Consider the following 16,319-nt stretch of genomic DNA (forward strand, 5'->3'; position numbering starts at 1 on the left):
CGCTTGAGCGCAGAGAGGCCCGCGTGCGTTGTCTCTTCGATCTATCCAGAACGATTAGTTCGCCGACTTCTTCAACACAATCTGCCAAAAACAGACATGGGCACGCTAAATGACAAGGCTCAAACGCCCTTTTCCAGTGTTTCGAGCGCGCGGCGCAGCGTATCCGCCGCCGCCTTGCGCTCGTCCCCGGACATGCGGTCGGCGTCGAGCTCAAGCCGAAGAAGCGCCGTGCTGGCCTGTTTGGCGTCCTTTGCTCCTATCACCGCATAAGTCGCGACCGGCTGCGCGATTCCCTTGACCTGCACGTGGCCGCGCTCCTCGCACCGCGTCTCGTCCTTCACGAGCGCGTAGGTCTCGAAAGAGATCAGCACGCCGCCGGGCGGTGCTTCATGCTCAAGCCGTGACGCGAGGTTCACCGTGCCGCCGACCATCGTGTAGTCCATGCGGTCGTCGCTGCCGAAATTGCCTACGGTGCAGTAACCGGTGTGAATGCCGATCCGGCAGCGAAGCGGCGTCTCAATGCCGCTGTTACGCCAATCCTCAGCCAGCTCGCCGATGCGTTTCTGCATCGCGGTCGCCATCTGGACGCAGGCTAGCGCATCCTCCTTCACGCCCAGCGTCGCCGGATCGCCGAAGAACATGACGATGGCATCACCGACATATTTGTCGATCGTGGCACCGTATTGCAGCGCGATCTTCGACATTTCAGTGAGATAGTGGTTGAGAAGGTGAGTAAGATCTTCCGACTCCATCTTGTCCGTGATCTCCGTGAAGCCGACGAGGTCGGAGAAACACACTGTGAGTTTCTTGCGCGTGCTCACGATCTTGACGTCTTGCTGACCGGTGAAGTCGTACACCTGCGGCGCGAGGTATTTAGCGAGTTTCGAGGATAACGCGGTGAGGGCGTTAGACTTCTCGGTCAAGTCCTGCTCGCGCTGCTTTAGTTCCGTGATGTCGGAATAGACCGCGACGGTGCCGCCGTCCTCGGTGCGCCGCTCGCTGACCATGACCCACCGACCGTTGTTGCGACGCTGCACCTGCGGCTCGCCGGGGTTGCGATGCTGGCGCAGCCGCTCCGCTACCCACTCTTCAACGCGGCCTGTTGCATCCGGGACGTAGCCGCGCTCCGCGGCGTTCCGAATGATACTCTCGAACGTCTTTCCCGTGCTCAATTCGATTTCCATGCCCGGGTATAGCAGATTGCGATAGCACGAATTGCAGATAACCAGCCGATCCTCGCCGTCGTAGCAGACGAAACCTTCCGAGATGCTTTCAATCGCTTCGCCGAGTCGACGCTCACTGCGCAAACGCGCCTGTTCCGCGCGACGCAGCGGCGTTATGTCGTAAAGCCAGAACAGTCGTTTGCCCCCGGACACAGCGACGTGGCCGCCAGCGTAGGCGACCTGGACATAGGAAATGAGCAGACTGAGAAGCTCACCACGCCTGGTCTTCCAGACGACCTCTTCGTTGAGCAACTGGCCGCCGCGCGCTCGCAGCAACTCGATGATGCGCTCGCGGTGGCCAAGGTCGTGCCAGAAAAGCTTGGTATCAAACAGCTCCAGCTCGTGCTTCTCGTAACCGAGCAGATCGCGCATTCGCCAGTTGTGGAAGAGGATCTGCCCTTCCTCATCGACGACGCATACAGCCGCCGGGCAATAATCCAAGATTTCGCGAAGCTGGCGCTCCTGCTCGACGACCTGAAACTCGTGCTGGGTCAGCGCCGTGACGTCGTAGACCCACAGTACGCGCTTGCCGCCGACGAAGCTGATGTGGCCACCGCGATAGGCCACCTGGGCATAGGTCAGCAGCAGATGGAGGAGTTGGCCGCTCTTGGTGCGCCACACCACCTTTTCGTTTAGAAGTCGCCCGCCACGGTCGCGCAACGACGCGATGATCTGGGAACGTTGATCGAGGTCATACCAGAACTCGCTGGTGTGGATGCGGTCGAGCTCGTCTTTCTCGTATCCCAGTAGGTCGCGTAGCCGTGCGTTGTGAAACAGTAGCAGTCCCTCCTCGTCCACCACCAGCAGGGCCGCCGGGCTGTACTCCAGTATTTCGCAGAACTGACGCTCGTGCTCGGCAGCTTCTGTGTCGGCGGGGCGGCCGTCATTGGTCGCCATCGATCCGTTCTCTGTCGTATCAGAAGGCATGCGGTTTCAATCGGGCTGTTCTGGCTAACCCTAGCATCGTCTCGCCGACAGCGAACGGAGACATTCCGTCGCGCACGGCCGTTGTCGGCCCCGGGTGTCCGAAATAAGCAATTTTCCTCCATGAACCGACGTTGGCCTTTGCCTAGATCTGGTGTGCCTCAACCGCATCCTCGTTCCATTCAATGCCAACGCCTGGCACGTCTGGAATATGCAGGTGCCCGTCTTTGATCGCGTATGGCTGCTGCAAGATTGGATCGGCCCAATCCTGCCATTCGAGCCAGTGCGCCGTCTCGGTAACCCGCATAACGTGGGCGGCCACCTCCGGATAGAGATGCGTCGACATGGGGATCCCCGCCGAACCCGCAATGGCCGCAGCCCGCATCCAGCCAGTGACTCCGCCAATGCGCATGAAATCAGGCATGACAAGGTCGCACGCCCGGCGCTGAAGGGCCTTGTGCATCTCGCGCGGGCCGTAGAAGTTCTCCCCGATCTGCAGCGGCGTTTTCAGTTCGGCCGCGAGCTGGGCATAGCCGTCGAGATTGTCGTAGACGATCGGCTCCTCGATCCAGGCTAGCCCGTGGTCGTCGATCATATGGCAACGCTGAAGCGCCTCGGCCAGGGTTAGCCCCTGATTGAAATCGACCATCAGATGAATGCCGTCGCCAACGGCTTTCCGTACAGCATCCAGCGTCGCAAGATCATCGGCAATTCGTTCGCGCCCGAGCCTGAGCTTCAGGCCTGCGAATCCGCCCTCGTCGCGCAGTTCGATTGCTTCGGTGGCGACGGCCTCCGGTGATTTTAGCCACAGACCATTGCTGTTGTAGGATTTCACGGGACCAACCGTGCCTCCGAGCAGCACGCAGAGTGGCTGGTTTGCCGCCTTGGCTAGCGCATCCCACGCTGCCATGTCGAGGCCAGATGCGGCGATCATCGACAAGCCTTCGTAGCCGACGAAATGCAGCGACTTGCGCGCTGCGTCGAACAGCTCGACCGGAGCGAGCCGACGTCCTTTAAGCATGTCGCCGAAGTCCTGCAAGGCGGGCACCAGGTAGCGCATGGATTTCACGATATAGGGCTCGAGGTAGCTGCGGCCCGTGATCCCTTGCTCGGTCTGCAGATCGATCAGGATGACAGGCCACTCGGACAGTGTGGCGATGCGGGCCACGACCGGCCGCTTAAGCTTAAGGACAATGGCGCGAGCGGTGATGCTTCGTATGGTCAAAGGAGCGTGCGACATGCCGGGCACCCCGGGTTTGATGTCTGGGATGAGCACCTTTCATCTTAGGCCGCCGTCGTGTAAATTCACTATTGAGTATACTTTAGCAAAGGCGGTGCCGTGCCAAGGTCAGCGGGGCAGACACGAGGACGTGTCCTGGAAGCGGCCTACAAACTCTTTCGTCGCCAAGGGTACAACCGCGTCACCATGGACGACATCGCTGAAGCGGCGAAGCTCACCAAGCGCACGCTCTATCACCACTTTAACAGCAAAGATCAGCTGCTCGCCGATGTGCTCGAATCTCAGCATCATTTGGCGTTGCAGGCTTTCCGCACCTTCGGAGACAATCTCTCCGGATCGGCCGAGACCATCGTCGAGGCCATGTTCCAGGATCTTGCCGTTTGGGCAGACAACCCAAGATGGGCTGGGTCCGGATTCACACGTCTCGTCATCGAACTCGCGGACCTGCCGGGTCATCCGGCAAGGCTGATTGCTCGCCGACACAAAGCCCAACTGGAGAAATGCTTCGCGGAGCTATTGGCTCGATCAGGGGTCGCCCGCCCAAACGAGCTTGCCCGAGCCGTCTGGCTCCTGTCAGAAGGCGCGGTCTCTCTGATTCTCGTCCATGGTGATCGTGGGTATTCGGCTGCAGCGTGTGAGGCCGCAATCATCCTCGTTCGACATCACTTGAAGGAGTGAGCAATGCCCTGACCGGTGCCGTCGACGGTCGAGACGAGAACGTCTCTTAAGGGTCAAAAACGCCGTTTGTCAGTCAGTCGGTCCCGTCTGGTCTACCCCCATAAACAGACATGCTCAGGGTCTGTCGGCATGTCTCTAACGTGCCAGGCTGTTTGGCACGCATTCGTTGCGACGCACAAAGGCCACCGTGATCTATCGGCGGACAGGCAATCTCAGGGCGGTCCAGCTCTTGCTCGGGCATACCAAGATCGAGAGTACCGTCAGATATCTTGGCATCGAAATGGACGACGCCCTCGCGATAGCGGAACAAGTTGATGTCTGAGATACCCGGGTAGAGCAGACATGCTGGCCACCTCTAACCGCCGGTTTGTGCCAACAGTTGCCGAAGCCGGTGGGCACATCCCATCGTTCCCGCACGATCGTCGTCGTGTTCGGGCGCCCGTGCCGCATTCAGAACAGCGACAAAAGTACAATACCGCCCGTCATAAGAAATGCGCCGATCGCTCGGACGACCCCGAAGCGCTCCTTCATGAAGAAGACGCCGATTAGAACGCCAAACAGCGCGCTGCACTCTCTGATAGCGGAAACCGGCCCGATCGGCAGATAGCTGACCGCCACCAGGAAGGCCAGGTATCCGCTAACAGATATCGCGCCGGCACCTAACCCGGTTGCCCAAATTGCGAGGAGCGATGGCACGATAGATCTACCGCGCATGGAGGCGGCATAGGTTAACATGCCAAGACCGGTCGTAACTTCTAGGGCCGCGCTGAAACCCAAGAGATTGCCGCTAGAACGAACGCCTACGCCGCTGAGCAGGCTGTAACTCGCAATACTGGCACCGGTAAGAGCAGCATAAACAAAACTTGACCATCCACCTCGTCCGAGAAAGGCAAGTGTGGCGATACCAAAAGAAATGCAGATCACACCCAATAATTGCGGCAAAGTGATCGACTCTCCAATCGAGAGGAAAGCCAGGCCGGTCAAAAGAACCGGTGCGATGCCGCGTGCCAACGGATAGACGAAGCTGAGGTCGCCGGCTTGGTAGCCCTTGATGAGCAAGCCCTGATAGACCCACATCGCGAGCGCGGCAGCCAAGAGCCAAGGCAGGCTCGCTGTCGGGGACCATTCCACCATCGATAAAACAATCAGGCCGTAGAGCAGCCCGACGATACGAATCGCAACCATCATGATTAGGCGGTCAGTCGCATTCTTCAGAAGGGCGTTCCAAACAGCGTGCCCGACGGCCGACAACAGTACGATGCCGTAGAGAAGATCTTGATTCATGGTCTGTCCGCCTTCCCGAACTCATCATTGCCAACCAGCTAGCTCTTCGTCGTCACTCGGCACCATCACGATCAAAATGCCCTCACGGGGCCCCTTGAGCCAGGACGCTACTTAACGTAGAATACAAGTTCTAGACTCGTTATTCTATATCTGGCAAACTTGGCTTTTCAGGGAGATGCCTGATGTCGACCACGATGCCTGCCACCCCCAAGCTGACCGAAACGGACATCCTTCAGTTTCTCGACGCGGCGCGAGAGACGATTGCGGCGGTGCCGGTTTGCTGGCTGGCGACCCGGTCATTAGAGGGCGGAACAAATGCGCGGGCGGTTAGCTCCTCGGTCGGGCCGCCCGGGTCCGATGAATGGACCCGGCGTTTCCTGGTCCGCAGAAGCTCGCGCAAAGTGACGGAGATGCGAGCCGCGCCCTTGGTCACACTCGCATTTCAACATCCTTCAGGCGATCGCTACATCGCCTTGGGTGGCCGCGCGACGATCAGCGAGGATGTCGCGGAAATGCGAACCATGTGGTCGGGCGATCTGGATGCGCATTTTCCGCCCGGCTTCGCCGATGCCAATATGATCGTCATTCAAGTCGATGTCGATCGGATCGAAATCCACGTCCGCGGCCTCACCCCGGAACCATTCGGCGCCGGACGAACGCTACTGGAGCGTCAACCTGGCGGGTCGTGGCGTTTCATCCCGGCTTGGTAGGTATCACTAGTGCCGTGAGCAATGGCCCGGCCTTATGGACCGTCGTCATGACGCTGGGTACGCGAACGGGTTTTCCGTGCTCGGTAATCTGCAACGACAGCCCGGTACGTTGCTCGGATGATGCGATCGATCAGCTCGGGCGGCGGCTCGCCGCGCAAAAGGTGTTGCCGCACGACCGTGATGGGAAGCTCAGAAATCAAAAATTGCGCGAGGCGTATTTCGTCGCGCCCTTCCTTGCCAAAGATCAACCGCGCCCATTTGCGCGATCCAACCTCTATTCGTTCGGTCATTTCAGCGACACGTTCGCGCAATTCTGGCGGCCATTCGCCCTTCAGGAAATCCTTTCGGTCATGAAGCAGCAGCAGGCACGCCTGGTCCGGATGCTTCCGAACCCAGGCAGGGGTGTGGAGCGCACCCCTTAATCCGTCGCAGGCGTCGAGCGCAGCGCTAATGCCCGTCTGGAATTCGAGAACGGCCCGAAGCCAAAGCGACCCAAGCAAAACATCCCGCGAGGCAAAGCGATGATAGAATGAACCCGTAGGCGATCCCAGGCGTTCGCTGACGGAGGCAACCGTTACCGCTGACACGCCCCTCTCTGCGACGATTGCCAGAGCCGCCCCGAGGAAATCTTCCTGGCTGAACTTAGGATGGCCCATGTCATAAGAATTCGCATTGTAGACGAAAGAGTCAACATCTTGATTCCCTATGGCCGACAACTACGGCTTCGCGCAGTTCGTAATTTTGTCAGCAGAGCGGCTAAAGACTTCACTTCCAAACAGGCAGCACTTCGCACCCCGGATGTCCCCTCTGGGAGGTCAAAAGCCGACGTGTGGGCTCTTGAATGTCCGCTCTCGTCAAGATTGTGTTGAAGAAGTCGGCGGCCCAACTGATTGGGGTGTTGCAAGGAATCAGGCGCGCGTGAGTTTGTTTGCTCTCAGGCCGGCATTGGGGCAGGCAGTGGGATCAGCTTTGCCAGCTTTCGGAGGTTCTGGGCGGTGGCAGCCAGCAGGAACTCGTCTTGAGCACCAAATGGACCTCTCAGCCTGAGCCGATCGAGGCGCAGGATGCGCTTCAGGTGCGCGAACAGCATTTCGATCTTCTTCCGTTCACGGCGCGACCTGACATAGGCATCGGTCTTCGCGATGTCGCGCGCAACGTCTCGGGCCTGTTCGTGGATTGAACGCGGGACCTTGCGGGCAGGCATTTTCGGACAACACCGCGGCTTCAGTTCGCAAGCATCGCAGTCATACTTGCTGGCGCGGTAGAGCAGTGTGGCCCCATCATTCACCAGAGTTCCGGTAGAGCTCAGCACCTTGCCGGCTGGACAGACGTAGATATCGGCTTCCTGATTGTAGTCGAAGTCTCCGCGCGCAAACGTCCCATCGTCGCGGGCCGACTTGTCGAACACCGGAATGTGCGGCTCGATCGCGCGCTCGTTGACCAGCCATCCCAGCATCTCGGCTGACCCGTAGGCACTGTCGGCAGCCAGGCGCTCGGGACAGAGCCCGAGGCAATCGTTGGTGCGCTCAATCATTGTGCGTGCCGCACCGACCTCGGCCTGCCGGATAGCTCGCGTCGCCTCAACATCGACGATAATCGCCGCCTTCAGGTCGATCAGGTAGTTGTCGGCGTAGGCAAAGAAGGCATGTCCTTTGTGAGCGCAGCCGAGCCGGCAGAACCAGCGGTAAGCGAGGTTCAGATGCACCTCCTCGCACAACCGCCGTTCGGAGCGAATGCCGTAGCAGTAGCCAACCAGCAGCATCCGGACGAGCAGTTCGGGATCAATCGAGGGCCGGCCGGTCGAGCTATAAAAAGACGCCTGATGGCTCTGAACCTCTGACAAATCGACAAAGCGATCGATCGCCCTCAGCAAGTGGCCGGCCGGAACATGTCGCTCAAGTGAGAACTCGTAAAACAGTGCCGCCTGATCGACCTGCCGAGGACCCATCATCGATTCAAATCTCCACCCACAAAGGAGAAATGAATCAGCGATCTCCTTCGGCTTCAACAGGAGAGTTTTTCAACGAAATCGTCAACATAGCGGACAGCAGATGAGATTCGCTGATCCACTTTTATGGAAACTCTTGCGCCAACTGAGGGGTTAACTTTAGCCGACGATTTATGTGCAATCCTCATTGTCGAGTTTATCCTGCCCCTTAACCGCCCAAATCGGTACTGAGGCTACACTGCTGATACCGGTCTAGAGCAGAAGATGATCAGGACGGTCTGGCTTGCGGTTTTATGTCTAGCGCTTGTCAGCGCCCTCGCCGCTGGCAAGGCGCTTAGGACGCCTGCTGGCCCTACAGTTGCAGAGCTACCGGCAGGCGAAATCACGGTTGGTATTGATCGCGCTCAAGATACGCTTAGCAAGGCCGATCGGCTTGAGGTCAACTACGTGCGTGAGGAGACCCCACCGCAACCTATCTCGCAGTCAATCGAGCCGGCCGCACCTGTCGTCACTCCGCCCACCCCGCCGATGGAAACGAAAATCATAAGCCGACACTGGCGCGATCCCAATGCTCTCTCATCTTCGGACAAAGATTCCCAACGGACCGAATCCAAAAAGAAGAGCAAGAACGTCGATCGCAAACGCAATCAAGCCGCGGATCGATTCAAACCATCTGAACCGGTAAAGCCGTGCAGCCGGCCCGGTCCTTTTGGCGATCTATTAAGGGCCGTGAATTTGTCGCCCGCATGCGCATCGTAATTTCAGCCGCGAACAACGTTACATTTGAAGAAATGCACCCGACTTAGCGCCCGCCAGCATTCGTCTATCGAATGTTATGGAATATCGTCGCGAAATACTGCGCCTCGAAAGGCGGAGCATCAGCTGCCTATGCTAATCGGCCGCAACTGGCTCGATGTGAATATAGCCATGAGCCCCTCCCATTATTGCAAACGGGCGCCGACTCTTCGCGTCCGCAAATTCAAATTGCTTATCATGAAGAACGGCTGCGCGGTTGTGTAGCTGGGCAATCTCTCGGAAGGGTCCTTTTGGCGCCTGTTCGCCGATAGATATCCTGTTCGCGCCATCGGGGGATATGAGCCGCCATGAGCGCTTTGAATAGCTTTCCGTGGTTGGGTACCTTTAGGTGAAGGAGCTCGTGAACGATGACAAAGTCTTGAAACGCTTTGCGTTCTTCATCTAGATCGATTGCGAGCGTGACAGTGCCGGCTGTCGAGCAGGATCCCCACTTACGGGTCAGTCGCTGGACCCGAACAACACGGGGCATCACCCGGAGCTTGACAACCCAAGCGTCGACGCGCCGCTTCAACCTTGCGGTCGGAGTAAGGGAGGCATCCATTGGCCACCTCATTGCGTGACGATCTCAATCACCAATTCGACGATCTTGGTTCTGTCCTCACTTCCAAGTTTCAGAAGCGGGCGATAGAGTGCAGCCCGAAGCTGTCTCTGTTCATCGGAATTGACCTTCGAGTTCTGGAACCGCGTCAGGAGCTTCTCGATTTCTCTTGCTAGTTCGAGCGGTTCGATTCCTCCGCCTTTCAGCACCGCGCTATCGCGCAACAACCAGAACGCAGCAAACGCTTTGGACGTAAGGCCCGTATCCTTCGCAGCCTTGGCCGCGGCATCTTTCTCCGCAGCCAGTGCGGCGAGGAAGTCCATGGCCGCCAGCCCAGTGGTGTTGCGATTTTCGAGATCCTTCAGGATACGCTCCGCCCTGTCTTTTAGCGGTTGAAGCACGGGAGCCGTTTCGGCGTTGTCATCAATCTCCTTCTGCAAGCCGCGAACAAGGTTGAAGACTTTACCTTCATCCGAACCTTTCTCCGACCGAAGCGCATCCAGAGTTTTCACATCAAACGTGACACTTTTGGTCAGACGGCCGAGACCATCTTGCATTGCGCTTTGTTCGACCAGTTGCCGCGTCTTATGAGCGAGGTCAGCGATGAATCCGACTTTGTCCGCATATGCATTACGTACGGCTGCGTAGAGTTGGGCTAGGCGTTTGTAAGTGCCGATGTGATCAACGAGTTCCTTCGACGGCGATAGGATCTCCCAAAGATTCTCGATGTCCTTGTAAGCCTCGAAAAACGCTTTGCGCGGCTCCGGTTCGAGAAAGCGCCCGTATACGAGACGCTCCAAGCGTTCATCGGCATCGCCACCCTCGCCAGCATCGAGATAGTCGGTCGACGCCTTCGCAATCTTGTCCAGGAAGTCGTCCATCAGGATATCGAGATCCTCGATCACGCCATCCACGTCCGACGAATCAAACAGCAACGCCTTCTTGAGTTCGCGGAGCACACCGACAAAGTCGATGACGAGGCCGACGCGTTTTTGGATACCTTCCTTGTCGACATACGGCCGATTCACGCGCGCAATAGCTTGAAGCAAAACATGGTCGCGCATCGGCTTGTCCAGGTAGAGGCAATAAAGCAGCGGCGCATCGTAGCCGGTCAGCAACTTGTCCGTGACAATCAGTATTTTCGGCTCTTTGTCGGCTTTCTTGAAAAGCAGCCGAACGTCTTCCTCCCGCTCTTCGCTTATCTGGAGTTCAGCCACCAATGGTCGGTCGACAATGTCCGCGGCATTTTCGGTATAGACTGGCACGCTCCAATCCGGCGCAATAGCTTGTCGAGCGCCTGTTTGTATTTCGCACAGGCTTCGCGATCCACCGCAACTACGAACGCCTTGTAACCGAGCGGAAGGACATTTTCTTTGAAATGCTCAGCGACGAAGGCGGCGACCTTTGTCACCCGATCATCAGCCTTCAGGAAAGTGCGCAGGCCTACCGCCCGATCAAGCACCTTATTTAACTCTTCAATGTCGGTCACACCCTCTGCGGCGGCGATTTCGAAAAATTCCTTGTCGAGCCTATCGGCAGGTACCGTCATCTCGCTCGGCGCCAACACATGCTTGATCGGCAGTGTGGTTTCGTCGGTGATCGACTCCTTGATTGAATATTTGTCGAGATAGCCGGAATCATCTTCGGCCCCGAAAATCTTGAACGTCCCAGTTCCTTGTTCGGTGTTCGCGACGGGGGTGCCGGTGAAGCCTATAATCGTTGCGTTCGGAACCGAGGCCATAAGGTAAGTGCCAAGATCCTTGGCGACGGATCGATGCGCCTCGTCGATGAACACAAAGATGTTGTCGCGGATAGATGAGTCTTTTCGGATTGCCTCGAACTTGTGGATCATCGCAATGATCAGTCCACGGAAGTCGGCATCCAGAAGCTGCTGAAGCTCCGCCTTGGTATTCGCTCGCTTTATCGCAATATCCTGGTTCTGCATTTCGCCGAGCACGCGCTCGACCCAGCCCTTCAATTGACCTTCAAGCTCGGTGCGATCGACCACAAGGATCACGGTACCATTCTGAAACCGATCCTTCTGTTCGAGAATCAGCTTCGCGGCAGTCAGCAAGGTGAACGTCTTCCCCGAGCCTTGGGTGTGCCAGACCAGTCCGCGCATCTTGGTCGGATCGGCGCAGCGACTAACTATTTTATCGATTGCGGTGCGCTGATGCTGGCGAAGAACCGACTTTCGCGTTTCACTGTCCTGAACGTAGAATAAAATCCAGTGTTGGAGGGTGCGCAAGAAGTCCGTGCGCTCGAAGAACGTCTGCACTGCAAAGCGATAGGCCTCGTCGGGCGCTTGCTTCCAACGGGCCATATCGCGACGGGTCGCGTTCCAAGTCACCCCATACCAATAATCTAGCAAATGCGTGACGTTGAAGATCTGCGGCGCCCCAATCAGTTCCGGCGTCTCGATCTCATAGCGGCGCAACTGCTTGATGCCGCGTTCGATGGCGTCGCCGTCCTTCGGGTTCTTGTGCTCGACAATGCAGACCGGCACACCGTTGACGCAGAACATTACGTCCGCTCGGTTGCCCTTGCGGGCGGGCGGTTTGAGAGCCCATTCCCACGAGACATGAAACACGTTCGCATCGGTGTGTTCGAAGTCGATCAATTGAACGCGGCGATGGCGCTTTTCGGCTTCGTCATACCAGCCCCGCTCGCCGCGCAGCCACATCAGCATTTCCCGATTTCCGTCGACGGTCGCCGGGATCGCGTCGAGCGTCTCAATGATCGAACGCACGGAATCCGCCGACAGCCACGGGTTGAACTCCATCAGCTTTGCTTCGAGTTCGTCGCGCAACAGCATGCCGGCTTCGCCGCCTCGCTTCTGTTTTGCAACCTCCGGCTTGAGCGGCGCCCAACCGATCTCGGCGGCGTGCTTCACCATCGGGAATTGAACAGTGCCGGCTTCGCTGATCTTGAGGTCGCTCATGCGGCGACCTCCGCGAATGGCGTCCGGTCGAGCGTCGAGAGATCGAGCGCCGCTACCTGGACCTCACCGGTCATTAGCTTGCGCAATAGAGCCTTGAATAGATCTTCGACGACCACTCGCTTCTGCTTATGGAGATTGATCTTGCGATCAATAGCGTCGAGAATTTTCACTATATCTCTCTGTTCTTGATGATCCTTCGGAAAGACCAGAAGCAGATCTCTGACTATCTCTAGGTTCAAGTTCTGCTGCTGCCCACCGTGCGCCATTTGTCTGATCGCCTCATAGCGATAAGTAAGGAAGTGAAACAAATACGTCGGCAAAACTGCTTCGTCACGAGCGTTGATAGCCGCACAAGCCTGATTGCAAGCGGCTTCAATGCCAAGAATAGCAACGCGTCCTCGAGTGACGCCTTGGCCATACATAGCCATCAATAGCGTCCCGCGGCGAAGCATCTTTGCGGCTGAGTTCGCAAGCCCTGCGGCCGTAATACATTCCTCTGTGCTGTCGATTAATCCGTAGTTGACCTCTGTGGTCTTAACCCACGGTATGTTTCCGCCGGTCCAATACTCAGCGTTTTCCCTTGAGGGGGTTCCGCCGGAAACGGTGCTAAAGTGTCCGCCAACAGTCGAAACTTCCCAGCTTTCCGGAACTGGCCCAAGCTCTGTTTCCTTCGATTCCTCGGCGCGCATCCCATGCGTAAACAAGCTGCGCATTGCTGCACGCTTTAGAGCCTCCGCACCGGCAAGGCTGCTTATTTGAAGGAGCATGGCGTCTCGCACGGCTTGCAAGGCTCTTACTATCTGCTTTTGAACCGACAGCGGCGGCAATAGAAGCTCACGGTCAAGGATGTCGCTGTCTCTGACCGCCGGATAGCTCGCTCCGGTTTCGAAACTGGCTACCGCTTCGACGAACTGGTCGCCGCTCGCATGGAAAAACAGAAAATCTGGATCGATAACGGTTTCGTCTGGCCGAAGGATACAGAATGCTGTAGAGGCTATTTGGTTGTCGTAGGAGTCCGGCACCTTTGCTACCCGCTTTAGACCGGGTCTTATGGTCGCAAAGATTGTATCTCCACGCTTGATAATTTTTCTAGCCCTGCTAGGCGCTGTTGCCGCCGAGATTTCAGCCCCGCCTTCGATCTCAAGCTTGTCGCGTGAGATAGCAGACACGTCAACATAACGGATCGTATTTCGAAACTCAGTTTGCGGATTCCATGTGTTCGCCTTCAGCGTAACATCGCGAATTAGAACTTTCTGCCATTCAGGATCCGAGTACATTCGTTTCCTCGTTCGTCAGCGGTGCCAGTAAGGCAATCAGCTTCTCGTCAGAGTCCCTTTCCTTTCTAGAAAGGTTGGCGAATTGCAGTATGAGATCAGCCAGATCTTCATTGGTGCCTTTTGATGCTTGCTCGACCCAGCGACCGGGGCTAAGGTTATAGTCTGCTTCTTCAGCTTGAAGTCGTGTGATTACCGCGATCTCGCCGGGGACGGCGTCGCCCTTGATGTACGCAGCGGCGATTGGGCGGATCACCTCTTCAGGAATGTAGTTCTTTGGCTTTCCCTTCATTAGCTGCTGACTGGCGTTGAGGAGCACGATCTTGTCTTTCCGCGCTGTGGGCTTGCGCTTGTTCAGCACCACGATGACGCCGGCGGCGGTCGTGTTGTAGAACAGGTTATCGGGTAACAGGATTACGCCGTCGATCAGGTCGTGATCGACGAACCATTTGCGGATATTGCGCTCCTTGTCCTCGTTTTTCGAACCCGACCCGCGTGTGACTGCGCCGGTATCGAGCACGACTGCCGCACGGCCGTGATCATTCAGGCAGGCGAGCGTATGCTGGAGCCACGCCCAGTCGCCCTTACCGGTTGTGACGCCGCCGGTGGTACGGAAACGGTCGAACGGATCGTTGGCGAATACATCTGGTGCGAAAGGCTGGTTCCACATTGGATTGGCGACGACAATATCGTGGCCGCGCACCTTGCCTTCGTTCGTCCGGAACTTCGGGTTGATCATCGTATCGCCGCGAGCGATCTCAATCTCCATGTCGTGGATGATGCCGTTCATCTGCGCGACGGCATAGCTCTCGGCCTGCAGTTCCTGGCCGGTGAGTTTCAGAGGCACCTTGGCCGTCGGGTCCAGTTCACGCGCTACCAATTGCAGCTTCACCAGTAGGCCCGCCGAACCACAGGCGTAATCATGACAGTCCTCGCCGGGGCGGGGCCGCATGATATGCGCCATTAGGAAGCCGACTTCGGTCGGAGTGAAGAACTCACCGGCACTCTGGCCCGAGCCTTCGGCGAACTTGCGCAGCAGATATTCATAGGCGCGGCCGAGGAAATCGGGTTGCACGTCTGCAAGTCCCAGGCGGTAGCGCGGATCAGAGAAAGTCTCAACCACGAAACGCAGCTTGGCCGGATTGATGTCGCGCTCACCATTCCGTTCTGCCGCAAAGTCGACGATATCGATCACGCCTGAGAGCGTTGGGTTCTGTTTGACGACGGCGCGAACCGCCTTTGTATAGCAGAGGAGGACCGGCTGAAGCTCGGTTTTTGGTGGGTGCCTCACCCGGCAATTCTCGACGTCAAGGCCAGCCGCGCGCCGGACCAATGTCCGGTTGGTCAAACGCGTCGGTTTGGCTCTCCGTCGATGACTTCTGGTTTTCCACCGGAAGCGGACACGGTCACGGACGGTCGGCATGTCTCAAAGGTGCCCAGAGCCGACCTCCAAGGCGACAGTCCAAGTTCGCGATGAATGGCCGTAAGGATGTGCACTCAAAGCGCGGACTACGCCCTTTTGATGCAGTGTCCTAACCAGCCTATCACCGCTTGAATAGGCGACGGCTTCGGACCTTTTATCGCCACGACCTCGTGTAGCGCCACGTCGATAAACTGTGCCAGAGTACGCTTGCCTGACCTTGCTGCATCAACAATCGCATCGCCGATACGCGCTCGATTTTGGGCTGTATCGAAATTATCCGACAAATGTTTGCAGCCTAAATCGAACGCTGTCATCATGTTCGCTAGGGTCTTGTCATCGAACTCCAGCATTTTTGCGGCCTCTGGGGGCCGAGGGATCGTATCCACTCTCCTTATAGGAAATCGATATGGGTCAGCGTGGGCTCGTATAAGTTTGTTATAAAGATCGGATGGACGCACTTACAACTGAGGCGACCTTTAGGGGGATTAGCGTGTGAAAAGAAGCCGTGAAGAGTTGTACAGCATGGTCCTACTGGTCGCGGGTTTGCCGTTGTAAGGGGCGGTGCCGCCCTTCTAACTGCCTCGTTCATATGGCGGTGGATCGCCAAATGAACTGAGGCCGCGTTCGAACAGCACCTTGTCGTGGTCGCACCCCGCCGGTGCTGTCCTAATTAGGACACTCACACTTCCAAATTAGGACACGGGATGGGCCATATCGGATGGTGAGCTTCTAGCAGGGGGCACCTGGAAGGGGGCCCAAGCCATGGGCCATGGCTTGGGCCTTTTCGTTTGGGCAGCACGCGCGCTGGGAACACCCTCGAAAGCCAACGCCGTCCAAGCGGAATATGGTCGCTTGGACGGCGTTGTATTTCCGTGGTCGGGCGCAATCCCGGCAGCCCAAGCGTAGCAAGTGCTATGCCACAGTCATGTGACGCCACCCTCGGTTTAGAAAATCGGGGGTGACATCCGCAGAAGGGAATTAGGACACTGGAAACTTTCCCAAGGACATCAGCAATTCAGCAGATCGTTTTTCAGCGAGGGTCACTTGTCATCGAGGACCATTGCGGCCAACTGCTGAGGAACTTACGCACATAGGAACAGATCGTGACCTTGGACCATCAGGAACATGGTGGCCCGCAAGTCCGCTGAGAGTCAAACTGAGAAGTCCGGGCGTTCAACCGGGAGGTCGGCTTTACCCCCAACTCCGGACGTGGCCTTAAACTGCCCAATTGACGCTTTGTGCCGATTTTGTTGCAAAAGTCAGTTGAGACAGGCCGCGAAGCGTGATTCCGTTGTGATGACGCGATTCTCGGTGAGGTCG

At 57.3% G+C, this 16,319-nt stretch carries 14 protein-coding genes and 1 pseudogene; 4 read left to right on the plus strand and 11 right to left on the minus strand.

All coding sequences use genetic code 11. The features are described 5' to 3' along the window. Positions 1–119 precede the first annotated feature (119 nt). Together JQ575_RS41810 and JQ575_RS41815 are read right to left on the minus strand one after the other, a co-directional pair. The gene (locus JQ575_RS41810) at positions 120–2,120 is read right to left on the minus strand and encodes a PAS domain S-box protein (protein WP_212038981.1); all 2,001 of its coding nucleotides are present in this window, start codon (positions 2,118–2,120) and stop codon (positions 120–122) included. A gap of 172 nt (positions 2,121–2,292) precedes the next feature. Further along, positions 2,293–3,387, minus strand: coding sequence for an enolase C-terminal domain-like protein (locus tag JQ575_RS41815; RefSeq protein WP_212038982.1), 1,095 nt, complete (start codon positions 3,385–3,387; stop codon positions 2,293–2,295). Between the two features lie 99 nt (positions 3,388–3,486). Here JQ575_RS41815 and JQ575_RS41820 point away from each other — a divergent pair, with 99 nt between their 5' ends. Together JQ575_RS41820 and JQ575_RS41825 are read left to right on the plus strand one after the other, a co-directional pair. Then, on the plus strand, positions 3,487–4,065 hold the full coding sequence (locus JQ575_RS41820) for a TetR/AcrR family transcriptional regulator (RefSeq protein WP_212038983.1): 579 nt from the start codon (positions 3,487–3,489) through the stop codon (positions 4,063–4,065). Positions 4,066–4,210: 145 nt separating this feature from the next. Further along, a pseudogene (locus JQ575_RS41825) lies at positions 4,211–4,387 on the plus strand (tyrosine-type recombinase/integrase); the annotation flags it as partial. A 128-nt stretch (positions 4,388–4,515) separates the two neighbouring features. On the opposite strand, the gene JQ575_RS41830 reads toward JQ575_RS41825, so the two are convergent. Beyond that, positions 4,516–5,349: a DMT family transporter gene (locus tag JQ575_RS41830; protein ID WP_212038984.1), complete on the minus strand. Its 834-nt coding sequence runs from the start codon at positions 5,347–5,349 to the stop codon at positions 4,516–4,518. Positions 5,350–5,531: 182 nt separating this feature from the next. Here JQ575_RS41830 and JQ575_RS41835 point away from each other — a divergent pair, with 182 nt between their 5' ends. Next, positions 5,532–6,059, plus strand: a complete 528-nt coding sequence (locus JQ575_RS41835) for a pyridoxamine 5'-phosphate oxidase family protein (RefSeq protein ID WP_212038985.1) — start codon at positions 5,532–5,534, stop codon at positions 6,057–6,059. Positions 6,060–6,091: 32 nt separating this feature from the next. On the opposite strand, the gene JQ575_RS41840 is transcribed toward JQ575_RS41835, so the two are convergent. Together JQ575_RS41840 and JQ575_RS41845 are read right to left on the minus strand one after the other, a co-directional pair. Then, positions 6,092–6,775: a TetR/AcrR family transcriptional regulator gene (locus JQ575_RS41840; protein ID WP_212038986.1), complete on the minus strand. Its 684-nt coding sequence runs from the start codon at positions 6,773–6,775 to the stop codon at positions 6,092–6,094. A gap of 218 nt (positions 6,776–6,993) precedes the next feature. Continuing rightward, entirely contained in the window at positions 6,994–8,010 is a 1,017-nt protein-coding gene (locus JQ575_RS41845) for a transposase (RefSeq protein ID WP_212038987.1), read from the minus strand. A gap of 261 nt (positions 8,011–8,271) precedes the next feature. Here JQ575_RS41845 and JQ575_RS41850 point away from each other — a divergent pair, with 261 nt between their 5' ends. Further along, entirely contained in the window at positions 8,272–8,766 is a 495-nt protein-coding gene (locus tag JQ575_RS41850) for a hypothetical protein (RefSeq protein ID WP_212038988.1), read from the plus strand. A gap of 232 nt (positions 8,767–8,998) precedes the next feature. Here JQ575_RS41850 and JQ575_RS41855 read toward each other — a convergent pair whose 3' ends face one another. The 6 genes from JQ575_RS41855 to JQ575_RS41880 form a co-directional block, all read right to left on the minus strand. After that, positions 8,999–9,376 carry a M48 family metallopeptidase gene (locus JQ575_RS41855; RefSeq protein ID WP_312016120.1) on the minus strand — a complete coding sequence of 126 codons (378 nt, stop codon included), beginning with the start codon at positions 9,374–9,376 and terminating at the stop codon, positions 8,999–9,001. After that, positions 9,373–10,626 carry a type I restriction endonuclease subunit R gene (locus JQ575_RS41860; protein WP_212038990.1) on the minus strand — a complete coding sequence of 418 codons (1,254 nt, stop codon included), beginning with the start codon at positions 10,624–10,626 and terminating at the stop codon, positions 9,373–9,375. Before JQ575_RS41860 ends, JQ575_RS41855 begins: the two co-directional genes overlap by 4 nt. Then, positions 10,560–12,302, minus strand: a complete 1,743-nt coding sequence (locus JQ575_RS41865) for an HsdR family type I site-specific deoxyribonuclease (protein WP_212038991.1) — start codon at positions 12,300–12,302, stop codon at positions 10,560–10,562. Before JQ575_RS41865 ends, JQ575_RS41860 begins: the two co-directional genes overlap by 67 nt. After that, positions 12,299–13,579 (minus strand): restriction endonuclease subunit S, encoded by a 1,281-nt coding sequence (locus tag JQ575_RS41870; protein WP_212038992.1) that lies wholly within the window; start codon positions 13,577–13,579, stop codon positions 12,299–12,301. The genes JQ575_RS41865 and JQ575_RS41870 overlap by 4 nt, the downstream gene beginning before the upstream one ends. Next, positions 13,563–14,771, minus strand: coding sequence for an N-6 DNA methylase (locus JQ575_RS41875; RefSeq protein ID WP_312016121.1), 1,209 nt, complete (start codon positions 14,769–14,771; stop codon positions 13,563–13,565). Before JQ575_RS41875 ends, JQ575_RS41870 begins: the two co-directional genes overlap by 17 nt. A gap of 314 nt (positions 14,772–15,085) precedes the next feature. Further along, a complete protein-coding gene (locus JQ575_RS41880) occupies positions 15,086–15,349 on the minus strand; it encodes a hypothetical protein (RefSeq protein ID WP_212038993.1) in 264 nt (87 codons plus the stop codon). Between the last annotated feature and the right edge of the window lie 970 nt (positions 15,350–16,319).

This window comes from Bradyrhizobium sp. JYMT SZCCT0428, assembly GCF_018131075.1.
Classification (GTDB): Bacteria; Pseudomonadota; Alphaproteobacteria; order Rhizobiales; family Xanthobacteraceae; genus Bradyrhizobium.

Coding starts and splice junctions, on each gene's coding strand:
- JQ575_RS41810 (WP_212038981.1), bottom strand. CDS start 2,120: ATGGCGACCAATGACGGCCGCCCCGCCGACACAGAAGCTGCCGAGCAC.
- JQ575_RS41815 (WP_212038982.1), bottom strand. CDS start 3,387: ATGTCGCACGCTCCTTTGACCATACGAAGCATCACCGCTCGCGCCATT.
- JQ575_RS41830 (WP_212038984.1), bottom strand. CDS start 5,349: ATGAATCAAGATCTTCTCTACGGCATCGTACTGTTGTCGGCCGTCGGG.
- JQ575_RS41835 (WP_212038985.1), top strand. CDS start 5,532: ATGTCGACCACGATGCCTGCCACCCCCAAGCTGACCGAAACGGACATC.
- JQ575_RS41845 (WP_212038987.1), bottom strand. CDS start 8,010: ATGATGGGTCCTCGGCAGGTCGATCAGGCGGCACTGTTTTACGAGTTC.
- JQ575_RS41850 (WP_212038988.1), top strand. CDS start 8,272: ATGATCAGGACGGTCTGGCTTGCGGTTTTATGTCTAGCGCTTGTCAGC.
- JQ575_RS41855 (WP_312016120.1), bottom strand. CDS start 9,376: ATGAGGTGGCCAATGGATGCCTCCCTTACTCCGACCGCAAGGTTGAAG.
- JQ575_RS41865 (WP_212038991.1), bottom strand. CDS start 12,302: ATGAGCGACCTCAAGATCAGCGAAGCCGGCACTGTTCAATTCCCGATG.
- JQ575_RS41870 (WP_212038992.1), bottom strand. CDS start 13,579: ATGTACTCGGATCCTGAATGGCAGAAAGTTCTAATTCGCGATGTTACG.
- JQ575_RS41880 (WP_212038993.1), bottom strand. CDS start 15,349: ATGCTGGAGTTCGATGACAAGACCCTAGCGAACATGATGACAGCGTTC.